The organism is Vibrio sp. 1CM23M (genome assembly GCF_023161755.1).
Taxonomy (GTDB): domain Bacteria; phylum Pseudomonadota; class Gammaproteobacteria; order Enterobacterales; family Vibrionaceae; genus Vibrio; species Vibrio coralliirubri.
The window spans coordinates 864,859-886,368 of the sequence record NZ_JALNTR010000001.1; the positions used below are offsets into that span (position 1 = coordinate 864,859).

Genomic DNA, 21,510 nt, shown 5'->3' on the forward strand with positions numbered 1-21,510 from the left:
TTATGCCTTGTCTTGTGATTGAGAAAAATGAACATCAGTAAAGCGGTATAGGTAGTGAGGACCACCCGCTTTAGGGCCAGTACCCGACAAGCCTTGACCGCCGAATGGTTGAACACCAACAACAGCGCCCACTTGGTCACGGTTGATGTAGCAGTTACCCACACGAATGTGTTTCTCGATCCAACGGTAAGTTGTTTCGTTACGGCTGTGGATACCCATAGTTAGGCCAAAACCAGTTTGGTTAATTTGGTCTACTACTTGTGTCAGTTCACTCGCTTTGAAGCGAACGATGTGCAGCACAGGGCCAAACTGTTCTTCTTTCAAGCAGCTGATGTCATCGATTTCAAACGCACTTGGTGGAACAAAGTCACCATGTTCACAATCCGTACCTAGAGAAAGTTGAGCCACCTTCTTCTGGGTATTGGTCATGTTTTCTAAGTGTGCCAACAACTTCTGTTTCGCGTTTTGGTCGATCACAGGGCCCACATCGGTTTTATGAAGGTGTGGAATGCCAACACTCAGCTCATCCATTGCACCGTGAATCAATGCAATCACACGGTCTGCGATGTCTTCTTGGATGTAAAGCACACGCAGTGCAGAACAACGTTGACCTGCTGAAGCGAATGCCGAACGAATAACATCACGGACTACCTGTTCAGGCAGTGCGGTACTGTCGACGATCATCGCATTCTGACCACCGGTTTCCGCGATAAACGGAACAGGCTTAGCGTTACGACTCGCCAATGACACGTTGATACGTTGTGCTGTTGGTGTTGAACCCGTAAAGGCAACGCCCGCAATCGCATCATGACTGGTGAGTGCACTGCCGATCTCAGCGCCACGACCCGGTAATAACTGAATCGTGCCAGCAGGGAAACCCGCTTCATTCATCAGTTCCACTGCGCGAGCTGCAATTAAGCTTGTTTGCTCGGCAGGTTTCGCCACAACCGTGTTACCCGCAACCAAAGCTGCTGTAATTTGGCCAAGGAAGATAGCTAGAGGGAAGTTCCAAGGGCTGATACAAACGAACACACCACGACCTTGTCGAGAAGCGATTCGTGTTTGACCATCAAAACCTTTTAGTTCGAAACCTTGTAGGTTATCCGCTTGTTTTGCGTAGTAACGACAGAAGTCGACTGCTTCACGCACTTCATCAACGCTGTCGTGAATCGTCTTACCTGCTTCTTGATGACAAATTGCCACCAGCTCAGCAAGGTTGTCTTCCATCAGGTCAGCCAGCTTATCAAGCGCTGCCGCTTTGGTTTCAACTGAAGTTGCGTTCCAATCAGCAAATGCTGCATCTGCGCCAGTGATCGCTGCGGAAACATGATCAAGGTTAGCGAAAGCCACCTGACCGACATTAATACGACGATCATAAGGTGCAGTCACTTGCTCAACATTCTGATCAGCCTTGATCATGCTTTCGGCAAGAGATTCACCGTTGATCACAGGGCCCGCAGTCCATTGGTTGTTTAAGAAGCCTTTTACTTGCTCTTCAAACTGATGCGCTTCGCTTTCAATATCAATGTTCACACCGTATGAGTTTTTACGCTCAGGGAATACCGCTGGAGGCAGAGGAATCTTAGTATTGTGCAGCGTATCGAATGCAAGAAGCATATCGACAGGGTGTTGGGTCAGCTCTGCCACAGGGCAACGAGCATCAACTAGACGGTGTACAAACGAGCTGTTTGCACCGTTTTCTAGCAAGCGACGTACTAGGTATGGCAGTAGATCTTTGTGGCTGCCAACTGGTGCGTAGATACGTACTGACTGTTGGTAAGCTTCCATCGCATGGTTGTAAAGTGAGTCACCCATACCGTGTAAGCGTTGGAATTCAAAGTCTTTATGCTCGGTCATTACTGCAATAGCAGAAACCGTATGAGCATTGTGGCTCGCAAACTGCGGGAAGATATTGCCACGAACACTTGGGCTCAATAGGTAACGCGCACATGCAAGGTAAGCTACGTCTGTCGCTTCTTTACGTGTGTAAACTGGGTAATCAGTAAAGCCCGCTTGTTGCGACCATTTGATTTCGCTGTCCCAGTAAGCGCCTTTCACTAAGCGAAGCGGGATCAAATCACCCTGCTCTTTCGCTAGGCGGTTTAGCCATACTAGAACCGGAAGTGCACGCTTTGAGTAAGCTTGAATAACCAGACCAAATTTACCCCAACCTTTTACTAGATCAGTGCGGTACAGTTTTTCGAATAATTTAAGAGAAAGCTCTAGGCGATCCGCTTCTTCCGCATCAATCGTAATTGCAACATCAAGCTCGACTGCACGGCGCAATAGCTGTTCTAGCGTGTCGCAAAGTTCCGTCAATACGCGGTCTTCGTTCGCCACTTCATAACGAGGGTGAAGCGCAGAAAGCTTGATAGAAACAGACGGTGCTGGGCTAGATTTTGAAGAGACGTATGTGTCTCGACCTACGGCTTCAATCGCCATTAGGTAATCTTTGAAGTATTTGTTTGCATCAGCAGTGGTCAGTGCCGCTTCACCTAGCATGTCGTATGAGTAGGTAAAACCTTTATCACGCATAGACTTACCGTTCTTTTGCGCTTCAGCAATGCTGCGGCCAAGAACGAATTGGTGACCCATCACCTTCATTGCTTGGTGCATCGCTTTACGAATTACCGGCTCAGAAAGCTTGTTCACTAAACGGTTAACCGCTTGACCTGCACTCTGCTCTTTAGATGAAAGCCCAACCACCTTACCCGTTAGCATTAAGCCCCAAGTGGATGCGTTAACAAACACTGAATCAGAATTCTTTAGGTGAGATTTCCAATCCGCAACGCTGAGTTTGTCGCGAATCAATGCATCAGCGGTTGCTGAATCAGGAATACGCATCAAGGCTTCCGCCAGACACATCAGCAAGATGCCCTCTTGAGTATCTAAGCTGTATTCAAGCAACAGTGCATCGATCATCTGGATAGAAGTCTTATCCGCACGGATAGCTTCGATCAATGAGGTCGTTTTCTCTGAAATTTGCTGCTTTTCTGACTCAGAAGGGGTAGCTAGCGGCAGAAGTTGCTCTAGCCATTGGGTTTCATCCACCATATATAATGGTGAGATAAGCGACCATAGATCAGTAAGCGACTGCTCATTGAATTCTGGCTTTAACACATCAGTAGCTGTAAACATGCGTTTTCCTTAATCTCACACCCGGAATTAGCCCGGGGATCTCTACAATGGCTGCAGTGTATTTAGAGTATATAAGGATTACTTGTCAAAAACTCCGAGTTTTTTGCTAAAAACTCGCTTTATTAACAAAACAAACACAACGTCACATATGAAACTTTAAAATAATATGCCGTTTTGTTTCACTATTTAACAGAAATTTTCTTTTTGTATTGGGATGGAGACATGCCTTGAAGGCGTGAAAAGGTGTGAGTAAAAGAGGATTGACCGGAGAAACCAGCCAGTTCTGCGACCTGACCAAGGCTAAGATTACCTTGTTCAATTAAGCGGCGAGAACGATCGATACGCTTACCAAGTACATACTGGTGAGGGGTAATGCCCATTTGCTCTTTGAACAGCATATGGAACTGGCTTTCTCCCAAGAACACGCTGCCCGCAAGCTGAGCGACGGAGATCTTATTCGCGAGGTGTTGTTCGATGTAGCGATCCAGTGCTTCAAGATCAAAACGCGAGTCTTTAATTGAGGTTTCAAATGCCGAAATGTGCCTTTGCATCAGAGCGATCACCGTGTCATTACAGGCACGGCTTAACAATAGATCATCCGGGCTCGCCTGCATTTCTTGCACCAACATATGGATAAGCTTTTGAATTTGCGCGTCTAATTGGAAGTAGACGTTCGATGATTCTAACTGGTTAATCTTCTCTAACATTAGAGGGTCATCATCGGTTGGCACAGGCATATTGAGCACTAGGATATCCGACTGACCAACCACCCCACCGAAAGCATGATCAGAGCTCGCTGTTACCACACAACCTTGACCCGGCCCGATAAGATTACCTTTACCACAAACTTCAAATTCCGCCTGACCATTTAAACCAATCACGACTTGCGAATAGTGGTGATCGTGACAATCCATATGCGAAGGCAAAGTAATGATCTCCGCAGGGCGAGGGCCAGTAAGGCCTAGCGGGGACAAGTCTAGGTTTGGAAAGGGTAAAGGTTTTGGCATGACAGCAAAGTACTCAGATCGACATAGTGAGAATAATACTCTGAAATCTGCACAAGATGAATTTGTAAATGATCATGAGAGTCATTTCCTCGCCTTAAACAGAAGATCATTACGGCGATCGTCTTGATCATGCCTCCGGAAAGATGATCAAGAGTGTACAAACTACGGGCATTGTAAAACCAATCGTTCCGGCGAGTTTAGGGACTTCACAAGCAATCACACAAGCAATCACACAAGCAATCACACAAGCACGAAAAACCATGTGGTCAATAAATGCTTCATCACGCCAAAATAATGAATAAATTTTCTTATATAGCTCAAATAATTGGCGATAAACCTGTAAAAAGTGTATCCGAAGTACCGAAACTTGGCTTTTGAGTAGATTGGATAGCAATAAAACGGTATAAAGACGGGTACTGTGTTAATTGCTAATAACTAGTGACTCACAACTAGGAAGTAGACACTTTATTAACGAGCCAATTTTCAATCTACAAGTTGCAGGGACCTATGACTAACTTTCGAATTTCAGCGCTTTTACTTGCGCTATCCCCACTTTGGGTATCTGCATCGGTATCCGCTGAAGAACTGAATCAAGTCGATCCCGTTTCAGCTATCGATGCAAAGCTAACAGAGAAAAACTCAGATATTGAGCGTATTTCAGCAACCAAAGTATCGGCGACTGAGAACCTAAAACAACTACAAAACAAAAACAGTAAGTTGTTGCGCGAAGGTGAAGAACTTAAGGCAAAACGCAACAGAGCCAAGTCTGTACTCGACAAACAGTACAGTCGCTTGCTTGAAGATCCAGAAACGGATTTGGTCTCTTTCCAGAAAAGTTACCAAGATGCTTGGGCTGCGGTTAAAGAGAATCAATCGTCTCAGCTAGATAACGAACAAGCGATCAACGAGAGCGAAATTCACCTTTCTCAAATCAAGCAAAAGCAAGCTCGCCTAAATAATGAGCTGGCAAACTTGAGAGAGTCAAAAGTTGAAGCTCGCGTAAAACGCATCGCAACAGAACTGCGTGAAAGTGCGGTTCTTGAAACCAGCTACACCACCACATGTTCATCAACAATGACACTGGGTGAGTGTACTGCTCAGGGTAAATACCTGACCAATCAAAAAGCCGTGCAAACGTTCAAGAGCCAATTACTTGAGCAGCTCACAGAAAGCACACTTGCGAAGCAAAACTTACAAGGTGTTCAGCTGAATATCCATGTTCAAGACAGCCAAGCGATCAAGAGTGGTTTCTCTGGTAACAACTCTTACTTCATGCAGATGCAAGCTCAACTTCAAGCAAAACCTGAAGCAGTGGCAGCGTGTAACCTATTGAATGTTTCGACTCGCTACTGTTTAACAGGCAGTGACGCAGCAGTCGTTAAGAAGAGTGACAAGCAGTGGGCTAACGTAACGGTTCGTTCTGATCAGTACAACGACTCAGTAACCATCAACGGCATTAAGTATGGCAGTACACCTCTTGAGGTTGCGCTACCAAGTGGTCGTCATCAAGTAACCATTTCAAAACAAGGTTACGAGTCTTACAACCGCACAGTTACCATCAACGGCAGCGACACGATTTGGGTTAAGCTTCTTCCTAGCAAAGAAAGCTAAATACCCTTTCTACATAGAGCTGAGCCAATTCAAAACGCTTAGCTCTATATCAGATAGCCGTGCCTATTTCACAAAGCTGAATGAACACTCGCCATTTTGTTGATAGTTATAAACTGTATGATCGTTACAAACTTGTATGGTCGTTATAACCTTGTTTTATCGTTATAAACAGTAGCTGCAGACGAAATGGCGTTCTCGTTTAGAATATTCGATTAACCTAAATTACGATTGAAGTAGCCCATCATGCGCCAAGGTCTTCCTACTCTATTATTTGCACTTGCTCCCTGCTTAATGACGCCTGCTGTTTTTGCTGAGGCAACACCACCAGCGATCGCGCCTTCTGTCACCGACATTGAAAGCTCACTTTTCGAAAAGCATGCCGACTTAACGGCTGTTGGGAAGAAATTAGCTGACAAACAAAACGAAGTCGACAATCAGGCGCAGCAAACGGCACGTCTAGCTAAGTTATCGGCTCAAGCAGAGCAAACACTCACAAAGGCAAAAGCCAGCCTAGAGCAAGATTACACGCGCATGATTGATGAGCCCGATTTCGATATCTCGCCTGCTCAAAACCGCTTCCAAGACGCTTGGAAAACCGTAAAAGAGGGCAAGCTTGCGATTTCAGACTCAGAGCAAAAGCAGCAAGGCTTAGTGATCGAGCTTGAGGCTATCCAAGCCGAGAAATCCGCGGCAGAAGCTTCAATCGCAAACCTGAACCAAGACAAGCTAAGAGCAAGAGCAGAGCGACTAAGAAACGAGATCACTCAAACGGAAGAGCAAACGGTTAGCTTTACCAACCGCTGCAGCAGCGATATGACACTAGCACAGTGTTCAGACCAAACGGTGACTTTGGCACTTCAAAAAGCGGTAAGACAATTTCAACACAGCCTAGTCGATAACGCGACTGAATCGAAAACAGTGAAGGAGCACCTTGCGTCTGCTTCGCTGAACATTCACGTTCTGCAACATAAAGTGAAATCCTCTGGCTTCTCTGAAGATAACCGTTACCGAGCGGTGATTGCGGCGAACCTAGAAACTCGTCCAGATAAGAACACACCTTGTCGCCTGCTTGGTATTCAGTCATCAAACTGTTTCACGCAAAGCGAGCAGCAAGCCAACGACCAGCAAAAAGAAGTGGCTTGGGTTAACTTGGTGGTGCGTTCAAATCAATACAACGACAATGTCTCTATCAACGGCGTGAACTATGGCAGTACACCGGTTGAGGTGATGTTACCGACAGGCCAACACATGGTCACGATCGAAAAAGAAGGCTACCTTTCTTTCCACCAAGAATTGAAGATTGCCCGTGATCACAACCTACGAGCCGTATTGCAAGCCAAACAGAATTCATTAAATGTCGGCACCAAGTTTGCCGATCCGATGGGTAACGACATTCAGAGCCCTGAAATGATTGTTGTCGGCTCGGGTCGCTACCTACTGGGTGAAAACAACGCACAACAAGTGACGATCAAACAGCCGTTTGCATTAGCCGCAACACCAACCCGTGTTCAAGACTTCAAAGCATTCGTAAAAAACACAGGCTACCAGACAGACGCTGAGCTGATGAACACCTGCGATACATTCGTCAATGCAGAGATCACAACCGTTTCAGACAATGACTGGCAGAACCCAGGCTTTAAGCAAGCTGATAACTCACCGGTAGTTTGTGTTAGCCAAAACGATGCCAAAGCTTATACACGTTGGTTATCTAAAAACACCGGCTTCACTTACCGCTTGCCAACACCACAAGAGTGGGAAGCTGCAGCAAGAGCTGGCCAAGACACCAACTTCTGGTGGGGCAATGAATTCCGTTCAGGCAAAGCCAACACAGGTTGGGCGGGTACACCTTGGTCAAACGTTAGCACATCTCCAGTTAAGTCATTCCTACCAACGCCAACAGGCTTCTACGACATGGTGGGTAATGTATGGGAGTGGACAACCGTTCAGAAAGGCCTAGCGAAGGGTGGCGCGTGGAGCTTCTCTCCTGAAGAGGCAAAGGTGTTTAACGAACTGTACGTACCGCCTTCAACGGCAGCGAACTATCTAGGATTCCGAGTAGTACGAGAGCTGTAGGCTCCCAGTCATAGGCTCAGAACCCCCAATATTTACTCTAGGTTCTCAATTATCACATTGAGCAGCATTTATAGGGGAATTCCCCCCTTATACATAAGCACTCCTAGGAGTAGATTCGTCGATAGAGTAGTAAGTCACTCTGGGTATCAAATTGATGCCTCAGTTTAATTTACCTGACCCTCGTAAATTAGACTGAAAATCTTCTACATGTCGACAAGGCATATCTTGTCTTTAGCCAGCCCCTCTTCAGGCTGGCTTTTTTTTGCCTGATTATCACCCTTTATGCCCATCGATCCCCCGTGATTGACACAGTTAATCAGCAGTCCGTTTAACTGTCAGTCACCCCTTATTTTTCGTACTCTAATTGACATTGCAGCGCTATAAGAAACTGATATCATTGCCATACCTCAGCTTACGAGATAAAACCTTGCCAGATCCTCTCAACTCCATACATCGTTCTTTATTCGAACAACTTCCAGGCTGCTGGGGCTGCAAAGATACTGACTCGGTCTTCGTGTACGCCAACCTTGCTTACAACCAATTGATTGGCTTAAAACCCAATGAAACTTGTACTGGCTTGACCGACTTCGACATGCCCAGTCAAACCACTGAGTGCGCACAAGATTTCAGAGCTCAAGACAAACATGTGATGGATACACGCAGCACCCTTAAGATTCTCGATATTCACCCCTATCCAGACGGACGCTGGCACGCCCATATCTTTACCAAAACCCCTTGGCTTGATGATGACGACAACGTCCAAGGCACCATCTTCTATGGCCAAGAGCTTACTGATACCGCGATCTTAGAGGTCGGTCATTGGGTTTGTCAGGCCACAGGGACAAAAGGCGATCAGGCATCGCTTGCAGGGTCAGAGCCGCGCGTGTCTAAGCTGCAAAAGCGGCTGACTTCGAGAGAATCAGAGGTACTGTTCTTACTGCTTTTCGGCAAGAAACCACAGTACATCGCGTCAACGTTAAACATTTCAATCAAAACGGTCGAAGGTCATGTCGCCAGATTGAAACAGAAGTTCGATGCACGCAGTAAAAGCCAATTGATTGAGTATGCGTTGGACTCAGGATTAGGCTCAGTGATCCCTGAAACTCTGCTCAAAAAACAGATATCTGTTGTTCTACACAGTGACTGATTGACTGTTCAACTGAAAATGCAGACAAAAAAATGCCGTTGATTTGATAAGTCTAATCAACGGCATTTTTGGATCTATTAAGCAGCTAAGCGATCAAGCAGCCTAAGGCGCTAGGCGATCAATATCCCAGCTGTTGTCTTGGCGAGAGAACAAGAAACGGTCGTGCAAGCGGTGTTCACCACCCTGCCAGAACTCAATGCTATCAACACGAACTCGGAAGCCACCCCAGAAAGAAGGCACGGGAATCTCGCCTTTGGCAAACTTCTGTTTAAGCTCTAGATACTTACCTTCTAAAATCCCACGCGCTGAGATGCGGCTACTCTGCTTACTTGCAATCGCGGCCAATTGGCTCTCTTTTGGACGTGACGAGAAGTATTTCATATTTTCCATAGCGGTCAGCTTTTCAGCCGTGCCTGTAATATGAACTTGTCGCTCAAGTGGATGCCAAGGGAAGTGCAAACTGATTTTGCTGTTGTGCTCAAGCTGGTGCGCTTTACGGCTACCTAAGTTGGTGTAAAAAACGAAACCGTCTTTATCAACATTCTTCAGCAGAACAATTCGTTGGAATGGCTGACCATTTTCATCAACCGTAGCAACTGTCATGGCAGTAGGGTCCGTCAACTTCGCTTCAATGGCTTGCTCTAGCCATAGATTGAATTGCTCAATCGGGTCTGCGGCCAAGTCTTTGCGTCTCAATCCACCCTTAGCGTATTCGCGACGAATATCTGTCAGTTCCATTTGGTTGCTCCTTTTAATTTTTTTGTGATTTTGCGCCGTAATCCTTTGAAACACAAGTCTAAGCCATGGTTTTGTCTCACAGAAGGTGCTCTGTGTTAACAAGATCTCGGTACTCTCTCCATCATATTGATAATCTTTATACAAACCGATGACAAGTTGAAATCCGAGTGACAAAAATACTGCCTAACCTAATGACGCCCTTTGTTTTATTCTCATTGTTATTGGGAGCTGCAGGGCTGACTGCAACCCACTTTCTGGCAGTGCAATTCCAAGAAAAAATCGTCACTCAGCAACTCGATGAAGCAGCGAATAAAGCCAATCTACAAATCGACTCTGAATTGGATAAATTCAAACAGATCCCGGATTTGCTCAGCCATGACCCGCGCTTGCTCTCTTATTTTGACTCATCACCACAATCAGACAAGATTTCCGCTGCGCAGCTCAATCAATTGCTGTTTGAATGGTCGAATCAAAGCCAGGCCGACACCATCTATATTCACGACCCGAGCGGTACTGTGGTCGCTTCCAGTAATTACCAAAAGCCTCGTACTTTTGTAGGTGAGAACTTCTCGTTTCGTCCCTACTTTGCTTCTGCAATTCAAGGTAACAACACACAATATGTCGCGCTAGGCGCTCGCTCGAACGTACGAGGTTATTTTCTGTCTTCACCTCTGTATATCGACAAGGAAATTGTTGGCGTTATCACCGTAAAAGTGAGCTTGGAAAATCTCGAAAACATCCTAACCAGCGACGATTTTGAGATCGTAGTACTCGACTCTAACCAAGTGGTCTTTCTATCAAGCCAAGCTCCGTGGCTTTACCATTCATTATTGCCATTAACGCAGCAACAACAAACGGATATCGCACTTCAGCGCCAATACGGTCAAAGCGAAATTTCGATCATCGAAGTTTTTCGTTCTTCAAGCTCTCAGTCAGAAGCGAGCAACGCCAATCAATCTAATAACCTTAAATCCAATGACATCCGAAAAGAGCTTACCGCCAACCAGTTATTCAAGCTTGGTGCTTTTAATCTTTACCCTGCAGCGGTCAGCAACAACCAGTACCAAGTCGTCGCCCTAAAAGAGACCAGAGCTGAACTTATTAAAATCTTGCAGATCGATGTCATCTTCGTGGTGATTTACAGCTTGGTGATGCTCATCGCTTGGTCGTGGCGCCAGACTTATCTCGCGAAAGTGGCGTTGACCCGACTCAACCAAAACCTAGAACAAACCGTAGATAAACGTACCCACTACTTGAAGCAATCCAATCAACAGCTGCAACAAACCCTTTTTCAATACCAAGAGTCGCAATCTAAGTTGAAACAGACAGAGCAAGAGCTGACACAAACCGCGAAATTAGCGGTACTCGGTGAGCTGTCAGCCAGCATTAACCACGAAATCAACCAACCGCTTGCAGCACTGCGAACCTACAGTGAGAACAGCTTAAAACTGCTTGAAATGGAACGAACCGATTTGGTGAAAAGCAATCTTGAGAAAATGATTGGCCTCAACAACACCATTACCGACATCATCGCGCGACTCAAAGTCTTTACTCGCAAGGTCACCAAACAAGAACATCATGTGGCGAACCTGCATCAAGCGGTCAATAACGCCACCAGCATTCTCAGTGCGCTGATGATCAAGCAAGGTATTACGCTGAGGCTAAGCACGGTGCCAGATGATATCAATATTGCGATTCATCCAACCGAACTCGAACAAGTACTGGTGAACCTGATTCACAACGCGACTCAAGCGCTTCAACAGCAAGTTCTTGAACAGAAAATCTTGCAGGAGCAACAAAACCTGGAAAGCGTTGACCAACAGGCTAGCCCACAGGTAGGCATCGAATGGCAACTGCATCATGACTCTTGTCAGCTGATCATTTGGGATAACGGAATTGGCATGCCGAACGATAAGCTAGATCAGCTGTTCGACCCGTTTTTTACCACCAAACCGGAAGGTTTAGGGCTAGGGCTTTCAATATCGAAACGGATTATTGAAGCGTATCACGGCACGATCAGCGCGAACCGGTTAGAGCCTTCAGGCATGGTATTCTCGCTAAACATCCCGTTATATAACGATAAGGGCTAACACGCCGTTGTTATCGCTGATTAGAAAACGAATCTCACCTACTGCTAAGGACTCGACTTTTGCACTCTATGCCTAAACTCTATTTTGTCGACGATGAACCCGCCATTCGAGACTCCGTAGAACAAGCCATGCTCATTGAAGGCATCGATATCGTCTGCTTTCCCAATGCTATTGAGGCATTAAAGAAAATAGATACCACGCAAGCCGGAATTGTCATCACCGATATTCACATGCCGGTAATGGATGGCATTCAATTAACGCAAAAGTTACTGAGCCAAAATCCTCATTTTCAGATCATCGTGCTGACTGGACATGGTGACGTGCAAACCGCGGTGTCCGCGATGAAAGCCGGCGCTTACGATTTTCTGGAAAAGCCATTTGTGGTCGATGCTCTACTCACTGCCGTTAAAAAAGCGACAGATAAACTCGCACTGGTTGAAGAGAACAACCTATTGCGTAAAGAGTTGGCAATGCAAAATCAGGTTGGCCCGAAACTGATTGGTCAATCACCATCGATGCAGGCATTACGCAGAGAGTTGATCACCCTAGATACCAAAACTAACCCACTTCTATTGTTTGTTGGTGATTTAGGGACGGGGAAAAGGGTCACTGCACAATACACCCATGATTTACACAGTCATCAGACCGCAGAGCTTTGCCCTGTCGCTGCGTTTAATTTGCCACGTAGTGACGAAGCGACATTCCATCAGTTTGTTTTGCAACTATTCTTGAAGCATCAAGGTGGAACACTCTATATCCATGAGACAGAAGCATTAACTCAGGATCAATGGCTGTGGTTAGCGAACCTAAAACCCACTCTACTTCGTGAAAACTCATGCAAGACCAATGCAACTTGTATCATTATCGCAACTACAGTAGTTCCTACTACAATTACAGGTGAACTGCGCCGATTTAATTTACTACCCTTGGCGCAAAGAACGGAAGATATTGGCTCTTTGTTCAAGCACTTTGCTCGCGGTGCAGCCAGTCGCTATCAACTGCCGCCACCCGTCATTACAGAAAAAGAGATTCAGCGACTCATTGCAACGCATTGGACGGAGAACATTCGTCAGCTTCGCCAACATGCTGAACTCAGAGTGCTGACTCAAATTAAACAGCCGTCGCTCGACAGCGATACTAATGAGCCAAATGACGACAATGAACTCGATATGAGTATTGAAGTACAACAACGGTCGTTAAACCAACGCACCGATAGCTTTGAACAAATTCTCTTGATTGAGGCGCTACATCGTCATCAAGGTCGTTTAAAAGAAGTACAACAAGAGCTGCAGGTGTCGCGAAAAACACTGTATGACAAACTAAGAAAGCACCAACTCGATAAAACAGATTTCAAGAACCGATAAGTCTTAAAAAATATATAAATTCAAAGATTTAAAGGAGCAAAATCTTAACATTTATCAAAAGTAAGAATACACTCAATAGGGTTGCACTTTTATTTAGCGAACAAGGACTGTTATGAGTCAGAAAAATTTCAGCAAATTGAACGAGACCGAGCTTGAGTATGTCGATGATAAAACAGCGGCACTGCTCCTCAATACGCCCACCAGTGCGCGTATTATGTTGTGGGTGATCGTTCTGTTTTTTATTGCTGCTATTGGGTGGTCTGCCTGGGCAGAGATCGACAAAGTTACCGTTGGCCAAGGCAAAGTCATCCCTTCCTCTCAGCTCCAAGTGGTGCAAAACCTTGAGGGTGGTTTGGTTAAAGAGATCTTAGTTAGAGAAGGCCAACAAGTTCAAAAAGGCCAACAACTGCTGTTAATCGATGACACACGATTCCGTTCTGACTTCCGCGAACGTGAACAACAAGTCGCGAACTTGACCGCCAACGTGTTAATGCTTTCCGCTTCCCTGACCAGTGTTGTCATCAACGAAGAATTCTCTGAAAAAGAATGGAAGAAAAGTGTCACTCTCGATTATGGCAAGCTCGCCTTCCCACCTAAATTCTATGAACTTCAACCTCAACTGGTTAATCGTCAAAAAGCAGAATATCGTCAAGATCTCAATAATCTGAGAAACCAACTTTCCGTTTTTGATCAACAAGTTGAACAGAAACAGCAAGACCTAGTTGAGATTAAAGCGCGTGTTCGAAACCTAAAACAGAGCTACCAGTTTGCTCGCCAAGAGCTGGATATCACCAAGCCCCTCGCCGATGAAGGGGTAGTACCACGAATTGAATTACTTAAACTGCAAAGACAAGTCAACGACACTCGCCGAGAAATGACCTCAAGCGAGCTAAAAATCCCTCTGTTACGTTCAGCCATCAAAGAATCCATGCTCAGCCGTATTGATGCCGCACTGAACTTCCGCTCCGAACAACAAGAAAAACTCAATCAAGCGCAAGATAAGCTCTCTGCAATGACCGAATCGGCTGTTGGCCTTGAAGACCGAGTAAACCGTACTGTGGTGGTTTCTCCGGTAACCGGCACCGTTAAAACTCTTGGTATTAATACTGTCGGCGGGGTTATCCAACCGGGTATGGACATCGTTGAGATTGTACCGACAGAAGACTCTCTATTGGTTGAAGCGAAGATCGCCCCGCAAGATATCGCTTTCCTGCGCCCAGAATTGACTGCCATCGTTAAATTTAGTGCCTATGACTTCACTAAATACGGTGGTCTAGAAGGCGTGTTAGAGCACATCAGCGCCGATACCACTCAAGATGAAGAAGGCAACAGCTTCTACATCGTGCGTGTACGCACCGAAAAACACAATTTTGGTAAAAACGAAGAACTGCCAATTATTCCGGGAATGACGGCCTCTGTCGACATCATCACGGGTAAAAGAACCGTGCTTGAGTACATGTTGAAGCCAATATTAAGCGCTCAAAACAATGCACTAAAAGAGTAAGGACGTTTGATGTTTAACAACGCCTTTCAACACACAGTAAATAGACAAGAGCAGAGGCTATGAAGTCTCGGATTTCGCTCTTGCTGCTGGTCCTCACCTCTTTTACCTCTGTGGCGCTCAACAAGAGCGACCAACGGTGGATAGATGCGGTGACCAAAACCTACGGCGATAGAGCCGGAAAGCGAGTGACAACGTGGCGCTCAAATATGACGTCATACGACGGATTAAGTGAAAAAGAGAAGCTCAGATCGGTGAACCAGTTCTTCAACCAGATGTACTTTGTCGATGACAACATACTGTGGGGAAAGAATGACTACTGGGCAACACCACTGGAATTTTTAGGCAGCAACGCCGGTGATTGTGAAGACTTCACTATCGCAAAATACTTCTCTTTGCTTGAACTGGGCGTCCCAGATAAAAAATTACGATTAGTGTACGTAAAAGCACTGGAGCTAAACCAGTTCCACATGGTGTTGGCGTACTACTCAACACCGAGTGCAGAGCCACTAATTTTGGACAACTTAAACCCTGAAATTAAACGCGGTTCCAAACGCCCAGATCTACGACCAATTTACAGTTTCAACGGTAAAAACCTTTGGTTGATCAAGTCGGCAGCAGGCAGCGGCAAGTTAGCAGGGAAATCTTCAAGATTGAGCTTATGGAACGACTTACGTTCACGTGAGCGCTCTCTAAAATTAAACAAACCCATTATCAATTACGATGAGTAGGTACAATGACTTTATATAAACAGCTTGTGGTCGGGATGGTTGCAGTGTTCATACTGCTGATGACGTCAGTTTTTATGATCGAATTCAATACCACCCGTGGATACTTAGAGGAGCAGCAACGCTCTGAGGTAAGTAATACCATTAATACTGTTGGACTGGCTCTCGCCCCTTACTTAGAAGAAAAGGACAAGGTGGCAGTGGAGTCTGTTATCAACGCCCTGTTTGATGGCAGTTCTTATTCCGTCGTTCGATTAATCTTTCTCGACAGCGGTGAAGACATTCTCCGCTCATACCCTGTAAAGCCAACCGGCGTACCGGAGTGGTTTACCAACCTAAACCTGTTCGAGCCTGTTCATGACCGCCGCGTGATCACCAGTGGCTGGATGCAATTGGCCGAAGTCGAGATCGTAAGTCATCCTGGCCCTGCCTATGATCAACTTTGGCAAGCATTCATCCGCTTACTGAGCATATTTGGCACGATCTTCTTGCTCGGTTTGGTATCTATTTCTTGGATCCTTAAGCGCGCTTTACGCCCGCTCTCGTTGATCATTACGAAGATGGATCAGATCGCTAAGAATCAGTTTGGCGAACCTCTGGCTCGTCCAAAGACAAAAGATCTAACCTTGGTTGTCGATGGTATCAACCACATGTCGACTCAAGTTGAACTGGCATTTAAAAACCAAGCGAAAGAAGCTCAGAAGTTACGTGAAAGAGCGTATATCGACCCTGTATCTCAGCTCGGTAACCGTGCTTACTACATGTCTCAGTTAACACAATGGTTAGAAGAGTCGAGCTTAGGTGGTTTAGCGGTGCTTAAAGCGGAATTTATTAGTGAAGAGTACGATGAAAAGGGCTATCAAGAAGGTGATGCCCTGGTTCATCAACTGGCTGAACAGCTACAAGCTTCAATCTCATCACCAGATATCACCATCGCTCGTATTTCTAGTGACGAGTTCGGTTTCATCATGCCAAACATTGATGAGAGCGAACTGAAACTTGTCGCGAGCAGCATCGTAAACTGTATTCAGAGCCTAGGTTCAGACCCAACAGGCACTGCGAACCCACACATTGCTCTTGGTGTGACATACAGCAACACGCGTAAAACCAGTACTGAAATCATGTCGCTGGTGGATAACGCACTTTCAAGTGCCAAGGCGAACCGAGAGCTGTCTTACGGCTACGTAACCGCAGACGATCACGGCGCTGTGATGGGCAAACAACAATGGCGCATGTTGGTTGAAGAAGCGATCATCAACGACCTCATTACCTTCCGTCTGCAGGCTGCAAACAATGCCTTTGGTAAAACGTATCACCAAGAAGTGTTCTCTGCGATTGAAAAAGATGGCGTGCGTTACGGTGCAAACCAGTATCTATACGCCCTAGAACAGCTTGAAATGAGCCACATTCTCGACCAATACGTTATCGAGAAGATGATTGAAAAGCTTAATGCAAAAGAAGTAACCAGCCCTGTCGCTATTAATATTTCACCAAGCAGTATTTCTCAACCAAGCTTCATCCGTTGGATCGGTAAGACGCTTGAACAGAATGCTTCAATCGCTCACCTGTTGCACTTTGAGATTCCAGAAAACTGCTTCATCAACGTTCCGCACTACACCGCACTCTTGTGTAACACCATTCGCAACGCTGAAGCGGTGTTTGGTGTCGATAACTACGGACGTAACTTCCAATCACTGGATTACATCAACGAATACCGTCCAAGCTATGTGAAGCTAGATTACCTGTTCACACATAATCTTGATGACGAAAAACAGAAGTTCACCTTAACGTCGATCTCTAGAACCGCTCACAACCTAGGCGTCACCACCATCGCGTCACGAATAGAAACTCAGACTCAGCTAGATATCCTGTCTGATAACTACGTAGAAGTGTTCCAAGGCTTCATTGTTGATAAATAGTTGTAAGGGTTATATCACATGCAAGATCCACTATTGAACTCACTGATCTACGTTAGCCGGTATTACGGGTTAGCTAACTCGCCCGAAGCGTTGATCAATGGGCTACCACTATCCGATGGAAAGCTAACCCCTTTCCTATTCCCTCGTTCTGCTGAACGAGCAGGATTAGTGGCGAAAGAAAACCGTTCCGACTTAGAAAAGATCCCTCACCTGATTCTGCCTGCGGTTTTACTGCTTAAACAAGGTGAGGCGTGCGTTCTCAACAGTATCGATTTAGAGAAGCAAGAAGCGGAAATCATTACAGCGGAAAGCGGAATGGTGCCAATCATCATTCCTGTCGAAGAGCTGAAAGAACAATTCATCGGTCGCTACTTCTTGGTCAAGAAACAGTTCCGTTATGATGAACGTTCACCAGAGGTTCTAAAAACACGCAAAGGGCATTGGTTTTGGAGTACGATTTGGGAATCTAAAAACATCTACCGAGATGTGTTGATTGCCTCCATTCTGATCAACATCTTCGCGATTGCCGCGCCCATGTTCACACGTTTGGTGTACGACAAGGTAGTACCCAACCTCGCCTTTGAAACTTTATGGGTGCTAGCGAGTGGTATCTTTGTCGTGTTCCTATTCGATTTGCTGCTCAAATTGATGAGAAGCTACTTCATTGATGTTGCTGGTAAGAAATCCGATATTCTCATTTCCTCCAAGCTGTTCAGTAAAGTACTGGGGATTCGTATGGAAGCGAAGCCAGCTTCTGTCGGTGCTTTCGCTAAAAACCTGCAAGAATTTGAATCAATCCGAGAATTCTTTACCTCTGCAACCATTGGCTCGCTCATCGACCTCCCCTTTGCACTGATGTTCTTAGCACTCATTTGGTTAATGGCTGGAAACCTTGTATTCGTTCCCGTTGCTGGCGTGGTCATTTTGATCGTCTATGCATTGCTAATCCAAGGCCCACTGCGCCGTACCATTGAAGAAGGCTCTCGTCTTGCTTCGCAGAAGTACGCGAACTTAATCGAGAGTTTGGCAGGGTTAGAGACGGTTAAGCTGTTCAGTGCGCAAAGCCAATTCCAATTCCGTTGGGAAGAAGCGGTTGCTCACATGGCGAATTGGAATATCAAAAGCCGACGCATCACTGACAGCATCCAAAACACCGCCGGCTTTGTTCAGCAAAGTACTAACGTTGGTATGATCATTTTCGGCGTGTACCTAATAGCGGAAGGTGAACTTACGATGGGTGGCTTGATCGCCGCGACCATGTTGAGCGGCCGAGCGATTGGTCCTCTTGTTCAGTTGTCTTTGCTTTCGACTCGTTACAACCAAGCGAAGTCATCAATGACTCTGATTGAGCAAGTGATGTCGATGCCGGATGAACAAGAAGAAGGTAAACGTTATATCCATCGTCCGATTATTCAGGGTCATATCGCGCTAGATAAAGTGACGTTCCACTACCCAGATTCACCCGTGGCTTCTATTAGAGACTTAACCCTCAATATTAGCCCAGGAGAGAAAGTGGCGATCATTGGTCGTATTGGTTCCGGTAAAACCACGCTAGAACGCCTGATTATGGGCCTGTACAAGCCCACAGAAGGCCATGTACGCATTGATGACACCGATATGGAGCAACTGCATCATGTCGACGTACGACGCAATATAGGCTGTGTGCCACAAGACAGTAACCTGTTCTACGGCTCGGTAAGAGACAACATCACCTTAGGTCGCCCTTTGGTGGATGACCGTGACGTGATGGATGCAGCGAACCGTGCAGGCGTAACCGCATTTACTCAACAAGATCCGGCAGGTTTAGAACGCCAAGTGGGTGAAGGTGGTGCTTTACTATCTGGTGGTCAACGTCAGTCAATTGCCATTGCAAGAGCCTTTCTAGGCCGTCCGCCAGTATTGCTAATGGATGAGCCGACCAGTGCTATGGATAACCGTTCAGAGATGCACATCAAACACCAACTTAACCAATTGCTACCAAGCGAGACGTTGATTCTGATTACGCACAAAACGTCGATGTTGGATATTGTCGATCGAGTGATCGTAATGGAGAAAGGCTGCATCATTGCAGATGGTCCAAAAGCACAGGTTCTTTCAGACCTTAAACAAGGCCGAGTAAGAGCGGTTAGCTAAAACGCGCAATCCACCTAAATAAATCATTATCAGTAGAAAGCAAAAGGGGAGCATCAGCTCCCCTTTTTCTATTTGTCAGTATCGACACCTAGACAATACGTCACTTTGTGTTCAGCACAAAAGTCTACAAAGCAATATCCTCTTGCTCCATCTTGAATGAACATTGAATCTCGTATTGGTTGAATGAGAAAACACTTCCGCCGTGGGTTCTCTTGGTTGTGACTGTCTCATCACCAAATTGAATCGTCACTCGGGTATACACTTTTTCGTGTACCTCTACCGTGCATTCAGCAAGGTTGGTTTCAAACTCCGCTTCGAGTGTATCTAACTGCGACTTTGTATTTTCAATTGCGAGGTTATTCTTCTCACGTTGCTGCTCAATTTCTAGAGCTTGCTCTTCGCTTCTCTCTGCTTTCGGACGCTTCTTAAATTCTAATTCTTGGCGAATCACACCCATGGTTTGTTCTTGAGTGTGTTTATAAGTTTCCTTCAGCTCGGCTATTTTTTGGCGGTAACCATCGTAGCGCGCAAAACCATGTACCTTGGTTGCGGTATCTCCCTCAACACCTAAGAAGACACATTCTACTTTTCCGCCGACTTTGGCTTCACCACCGCTGAGGGTGCCGTGTTTTTTCAAACTGTCCATCACGATAAGGTTGTTACCACAGCGAATGTCATTACTCATACTGTGCACACCAAGTCTAAGGTCGTTGGCCGTTTGTAGCTCGGCATTCTGTGCGTAGCTTGCTGTGATAGAGCCTTTGCTAAATACCTTACAACTTTTTGGCTCACCCTCTTTGGTCGTATGGCCGATAATCCCTTTGGCGACTTTGATATCCCCCTGAGCTTGAACTTCGGCCGATTCGATAAAGCCACCAACCGTAACACTTCCGGTCGCCTTGACGATCATACCCGGCTCGATGTTGCCAGAGACAAAGACATTACCTTTAAATTTAACGTGCCCAGTTGAGACATCGACGTTGCTGACACATAAGGCGTCATCCACTTCGATGGTTCGATCTTTAATGATGGGCAATCCAGGGTGTGAGGCAAGTAGTAAATTGGGATCTTCAGGGGAGATGTAGGTGCCCTTTCCAGGCTTGATTAAACTGTCTTGTCCAGGAAGCGGTGGGATAATTCGGCCTTGAACGGTAAAGCCAGCGATACCTTTGGTAGCGGGGGTACGTTTCATTAAGTGATCATTTTGACCAACGGTAATGGTTTGTCCCAAGTCTCGCATATCAATCTTGCCTTCGTCTTTACTGCGAGGCTTCAAGACTTGACGAGTAATATCTTCAACCAAAGCGGCAAACTTAGCGTCTTTACCTTTTACTGGTTGTGTCCCTTTAGCGACTGGCTGAGTAAACTTTTCGCCGGGCTTAAGTTTGCTACTCATCATCAGAACTTTTCTGAGCGCTAACTTATTTATTCCTTTTGTTATTTGAGCTTGAGATAAACAATGAATGATGTCGCTGCCACGCAGTGGGTGTCCATTGTAGGGACCAGTGACCACGAGACTCGCCAACATCTCATCATCAGACAGTTCGACCGCAACAGTGGCATTTCGAACTTCGGCAATCAAGATTCCTTCATAAGCTTCACCCTTACCTTCTTTAGCAAGAGTAACGAAACGCAACACCTCTTCTTCGAAAAGAAAATAGTTTGATGCATTCAAAGCTTCCAAGGTTGGTGGCAGCGTCTTGTTACCAAAGCTTGCGTCAACCACAGTCCCGGTTGGCAGACATGCCATTACTTGTTGCTTGTCTTCCGACAATGTAACGATGTTATCCCACATTCGAATTGAGTATCCCTAATGACTCAGTTGTTATTCAGTCTATATAATTCATTCTGCGCTGAGTATCACATTATTAGAATAATCAGCGTCACATCACTTACTTTCGATTCTGCAAACATGACTCATAAATAAGACTTACACATTTTATGATCTGCTTCGCCTTTACAAATACATAGGGAAGTTTTTTTCAATATATTTCGTGCGATTGAATGTTGATTCGATGTAGGGCTAGATAGTAAAAGCGAATAGCTTTAGAAGATTAAAGG

The 21,510-nt window shown here is 45.7% G+C and carries 13 protein-coding genes; 9 read left to right on the forward strand and 4 right to left on the reverse strand.

All coding sequences use genetic code 11. The features are described 5' to 3' along the window. Complete coding sequence (putA, locus tag MSG35_RS03665) at window positions 1-3,138, reverse strand: bifunctional proline dehydrogenase/L-glutamate gamma-semialdehyde dehydrogenase PutA (protein WP_172378505.1); 3,138 nt, start codon at window positions 3,136-3,138, stop codon at window positions 1-3. A 182-nt stretch (window positions 3,139-3,320) separates the two neighbouring features. Beyond that, window positions 3,321-4,145: an AraC family transcriptional regulator gene (locus tag MSG35_RS03670; protein WP_017061200.1), complete on the reverse strand. Its 825-nt coding sequence runs from the start codon at window positions 4,143-4,145 to the stop codon at window positions 3,321-3,323. Between the two features lie 507 nt (window positions 4,146-4,652). On the opposite strand from MSG35_RS03670, the gene MSG35_RS03675 reads away from it, so the two are divergent. From MSG35_RS03675 to MSG35_RS03685, 3 genes are all read left to right on the forward strand, one after another. Further along, on the forward strand, window positions 4,653-5,756 hold the full coding sequence (locus MSG35_RS03675; protein ID WP_048610150.1) for a PEGA domain-containing protein: 1,104 nt from the start codon (window positions 4,653-4,655) through the stop codon (window positions 5,754-5,756). A 243-nt stretch (window positions 5,757-5,999) separates the two neighbouring features. After that, the gene (locus tag MSG35_RS03680) at window positions 6,000-7,829 is read left to right on the forward strand and encodes a formylglycine-generating enzyme family protein (protein WP_248382857.1); all 1,830 of its coding nucleotides are present in this window, start codon (window positions 6,000-6,002) and stop codon (window positions 7,827-7,829) included. 364 nt (window positions 7,830-8,193) lie between these two features. After that, a complete protein-coding gene (locus tag MSG35_RS03685) occupies window positions 8,194-8,976 on the forward strand; it encodes a helix-turn-helix transcriptional regulator (protein WP_248382859.1) in 783 nt (260 codons plus the stop codon). A gap of 102 nt (window positions 8,977-9,078) precedes the next feature. On the opposite strand, the gene pdxH is transcribed toward MSG35_RS03685, so the two are convergent. Beyond that, window positions 9,079-9,714, reverse strand: a complete 636-nt coding sequence (gene pdxH, locus MSG35_RS03690; protein ID WP_017061203.1) for a pyridoxamine 5'-phosphate oxidase — start codon at window positions 9,712-9,714, stop codon at window positions 9,079-9,081. 167 nt (window positions 9,715-9,881) lie between these two features. On the opposite strand from pdxH, the gene MSG35_RS03695 reads away from it, so the two are divergent. The 6 genes from MSG35_RS03695 to MSG35_RS03720 all read left to right on the forward strand — a co-directional run bounded on the left by MSG35_RS03695 (window position 9,882) and on the right by MSG35_RS03720 (window position 19,449). Continuing rightward, entirely contained in the window at window positions 9,882-11,804 is a 1,923-nt protein-coding gene (locus tag MSG35_RS03695; protein ID WP_248382863.1) for an ATP-binding protein, read from the forward strand. A 68-nt stretch (window positions 11,805-11,872) separates the two neighbouring features. Beyond that, window positions 11,873-13,168 carry a response regulator gene (locus MSG35_RS03700; protein WP_248383247.1) on the forward strand — a complete coding sequence of 432 codons (1,296 nt, stop codon included), beginning with the start codon at window positions 11,873-11,875 and terminating at the stop codon, window positions 13,166-13,168. Between the two features lie 112 nt (window positions 13,169-13,280). Then, window positions 13,281-14,672, forward strand: coding sequence for an HlyD family type I secretion periplasmic adaptor subunit (locus MSG35_RS03705; RefSeq protein WP_248382865.1), 1,392 nt, complete (start codon window positions 13,281-13,283; stop codon window positions 14,670-14,672). A 59-nt stretch (window positions 14,673-14,731) separates the two neighbouring features. After that, the gene (locus MSG35_RS03710; protein WP_248382867.1) at window positions 14,732-15,400 is read left to right on the forward strand and encodes a transglutaminase-like cysteine peptidase; all 669 of its coding nucleotides are present in this window, start codon (window positions 14,732-14,734) and stop codon (window positions 15,398-15,400) included. A 5-nt stretch (window positions 15,401-15,405) separates the two neighbouring features. Beyond that, window positions 15,406-17,316, forward strand: coding sequence for a LapD/MoxY N-terminal periplasmic domain-containing protein (locus MSG35_RS03715; protein WP_050647601.1), 1,911 nt, complete (start codon window positions 15,406-15,408; stop codon window positions 17,314-17,316). An 18-nt stretch (window positions 17,317-17,334) separates the two neighbouring features. Beyond that, the gene (locus tag MSG35_RS03720; protein WP_017061209.1) at window positions 17,335-19,449 is read left to right on the forward strand and encodes a type I secretion system permease/ATPase; all 2,115 of its coding nucleotides are present in this window, start codon (window positions 17,335-17,337) and stop codon (window positions 19,447-19,449) included. Window positions 19,450-19,573: 124 nt separating this feature from the next. Here MSG35_RS03720 and MSG35_RS03725 read toward each other — a convergent pair whose 3' ends face one another. Further along, window positions 19,574-21,244 carry a FapA family protein gene (locus tag MSG35_RS03725; RefSeq protein WP_248382883.1) on the reverse strand — a complete coding sequence of 557 codons (1,671 nt, stop codon included), beginning with the start codon at window positions 21,242-21,244 and terminating at the stop codon, window positions 19,574-19,576. Between the last annotated feature and the right edge of the window lie 266 nt (window positions 21,245-21,510).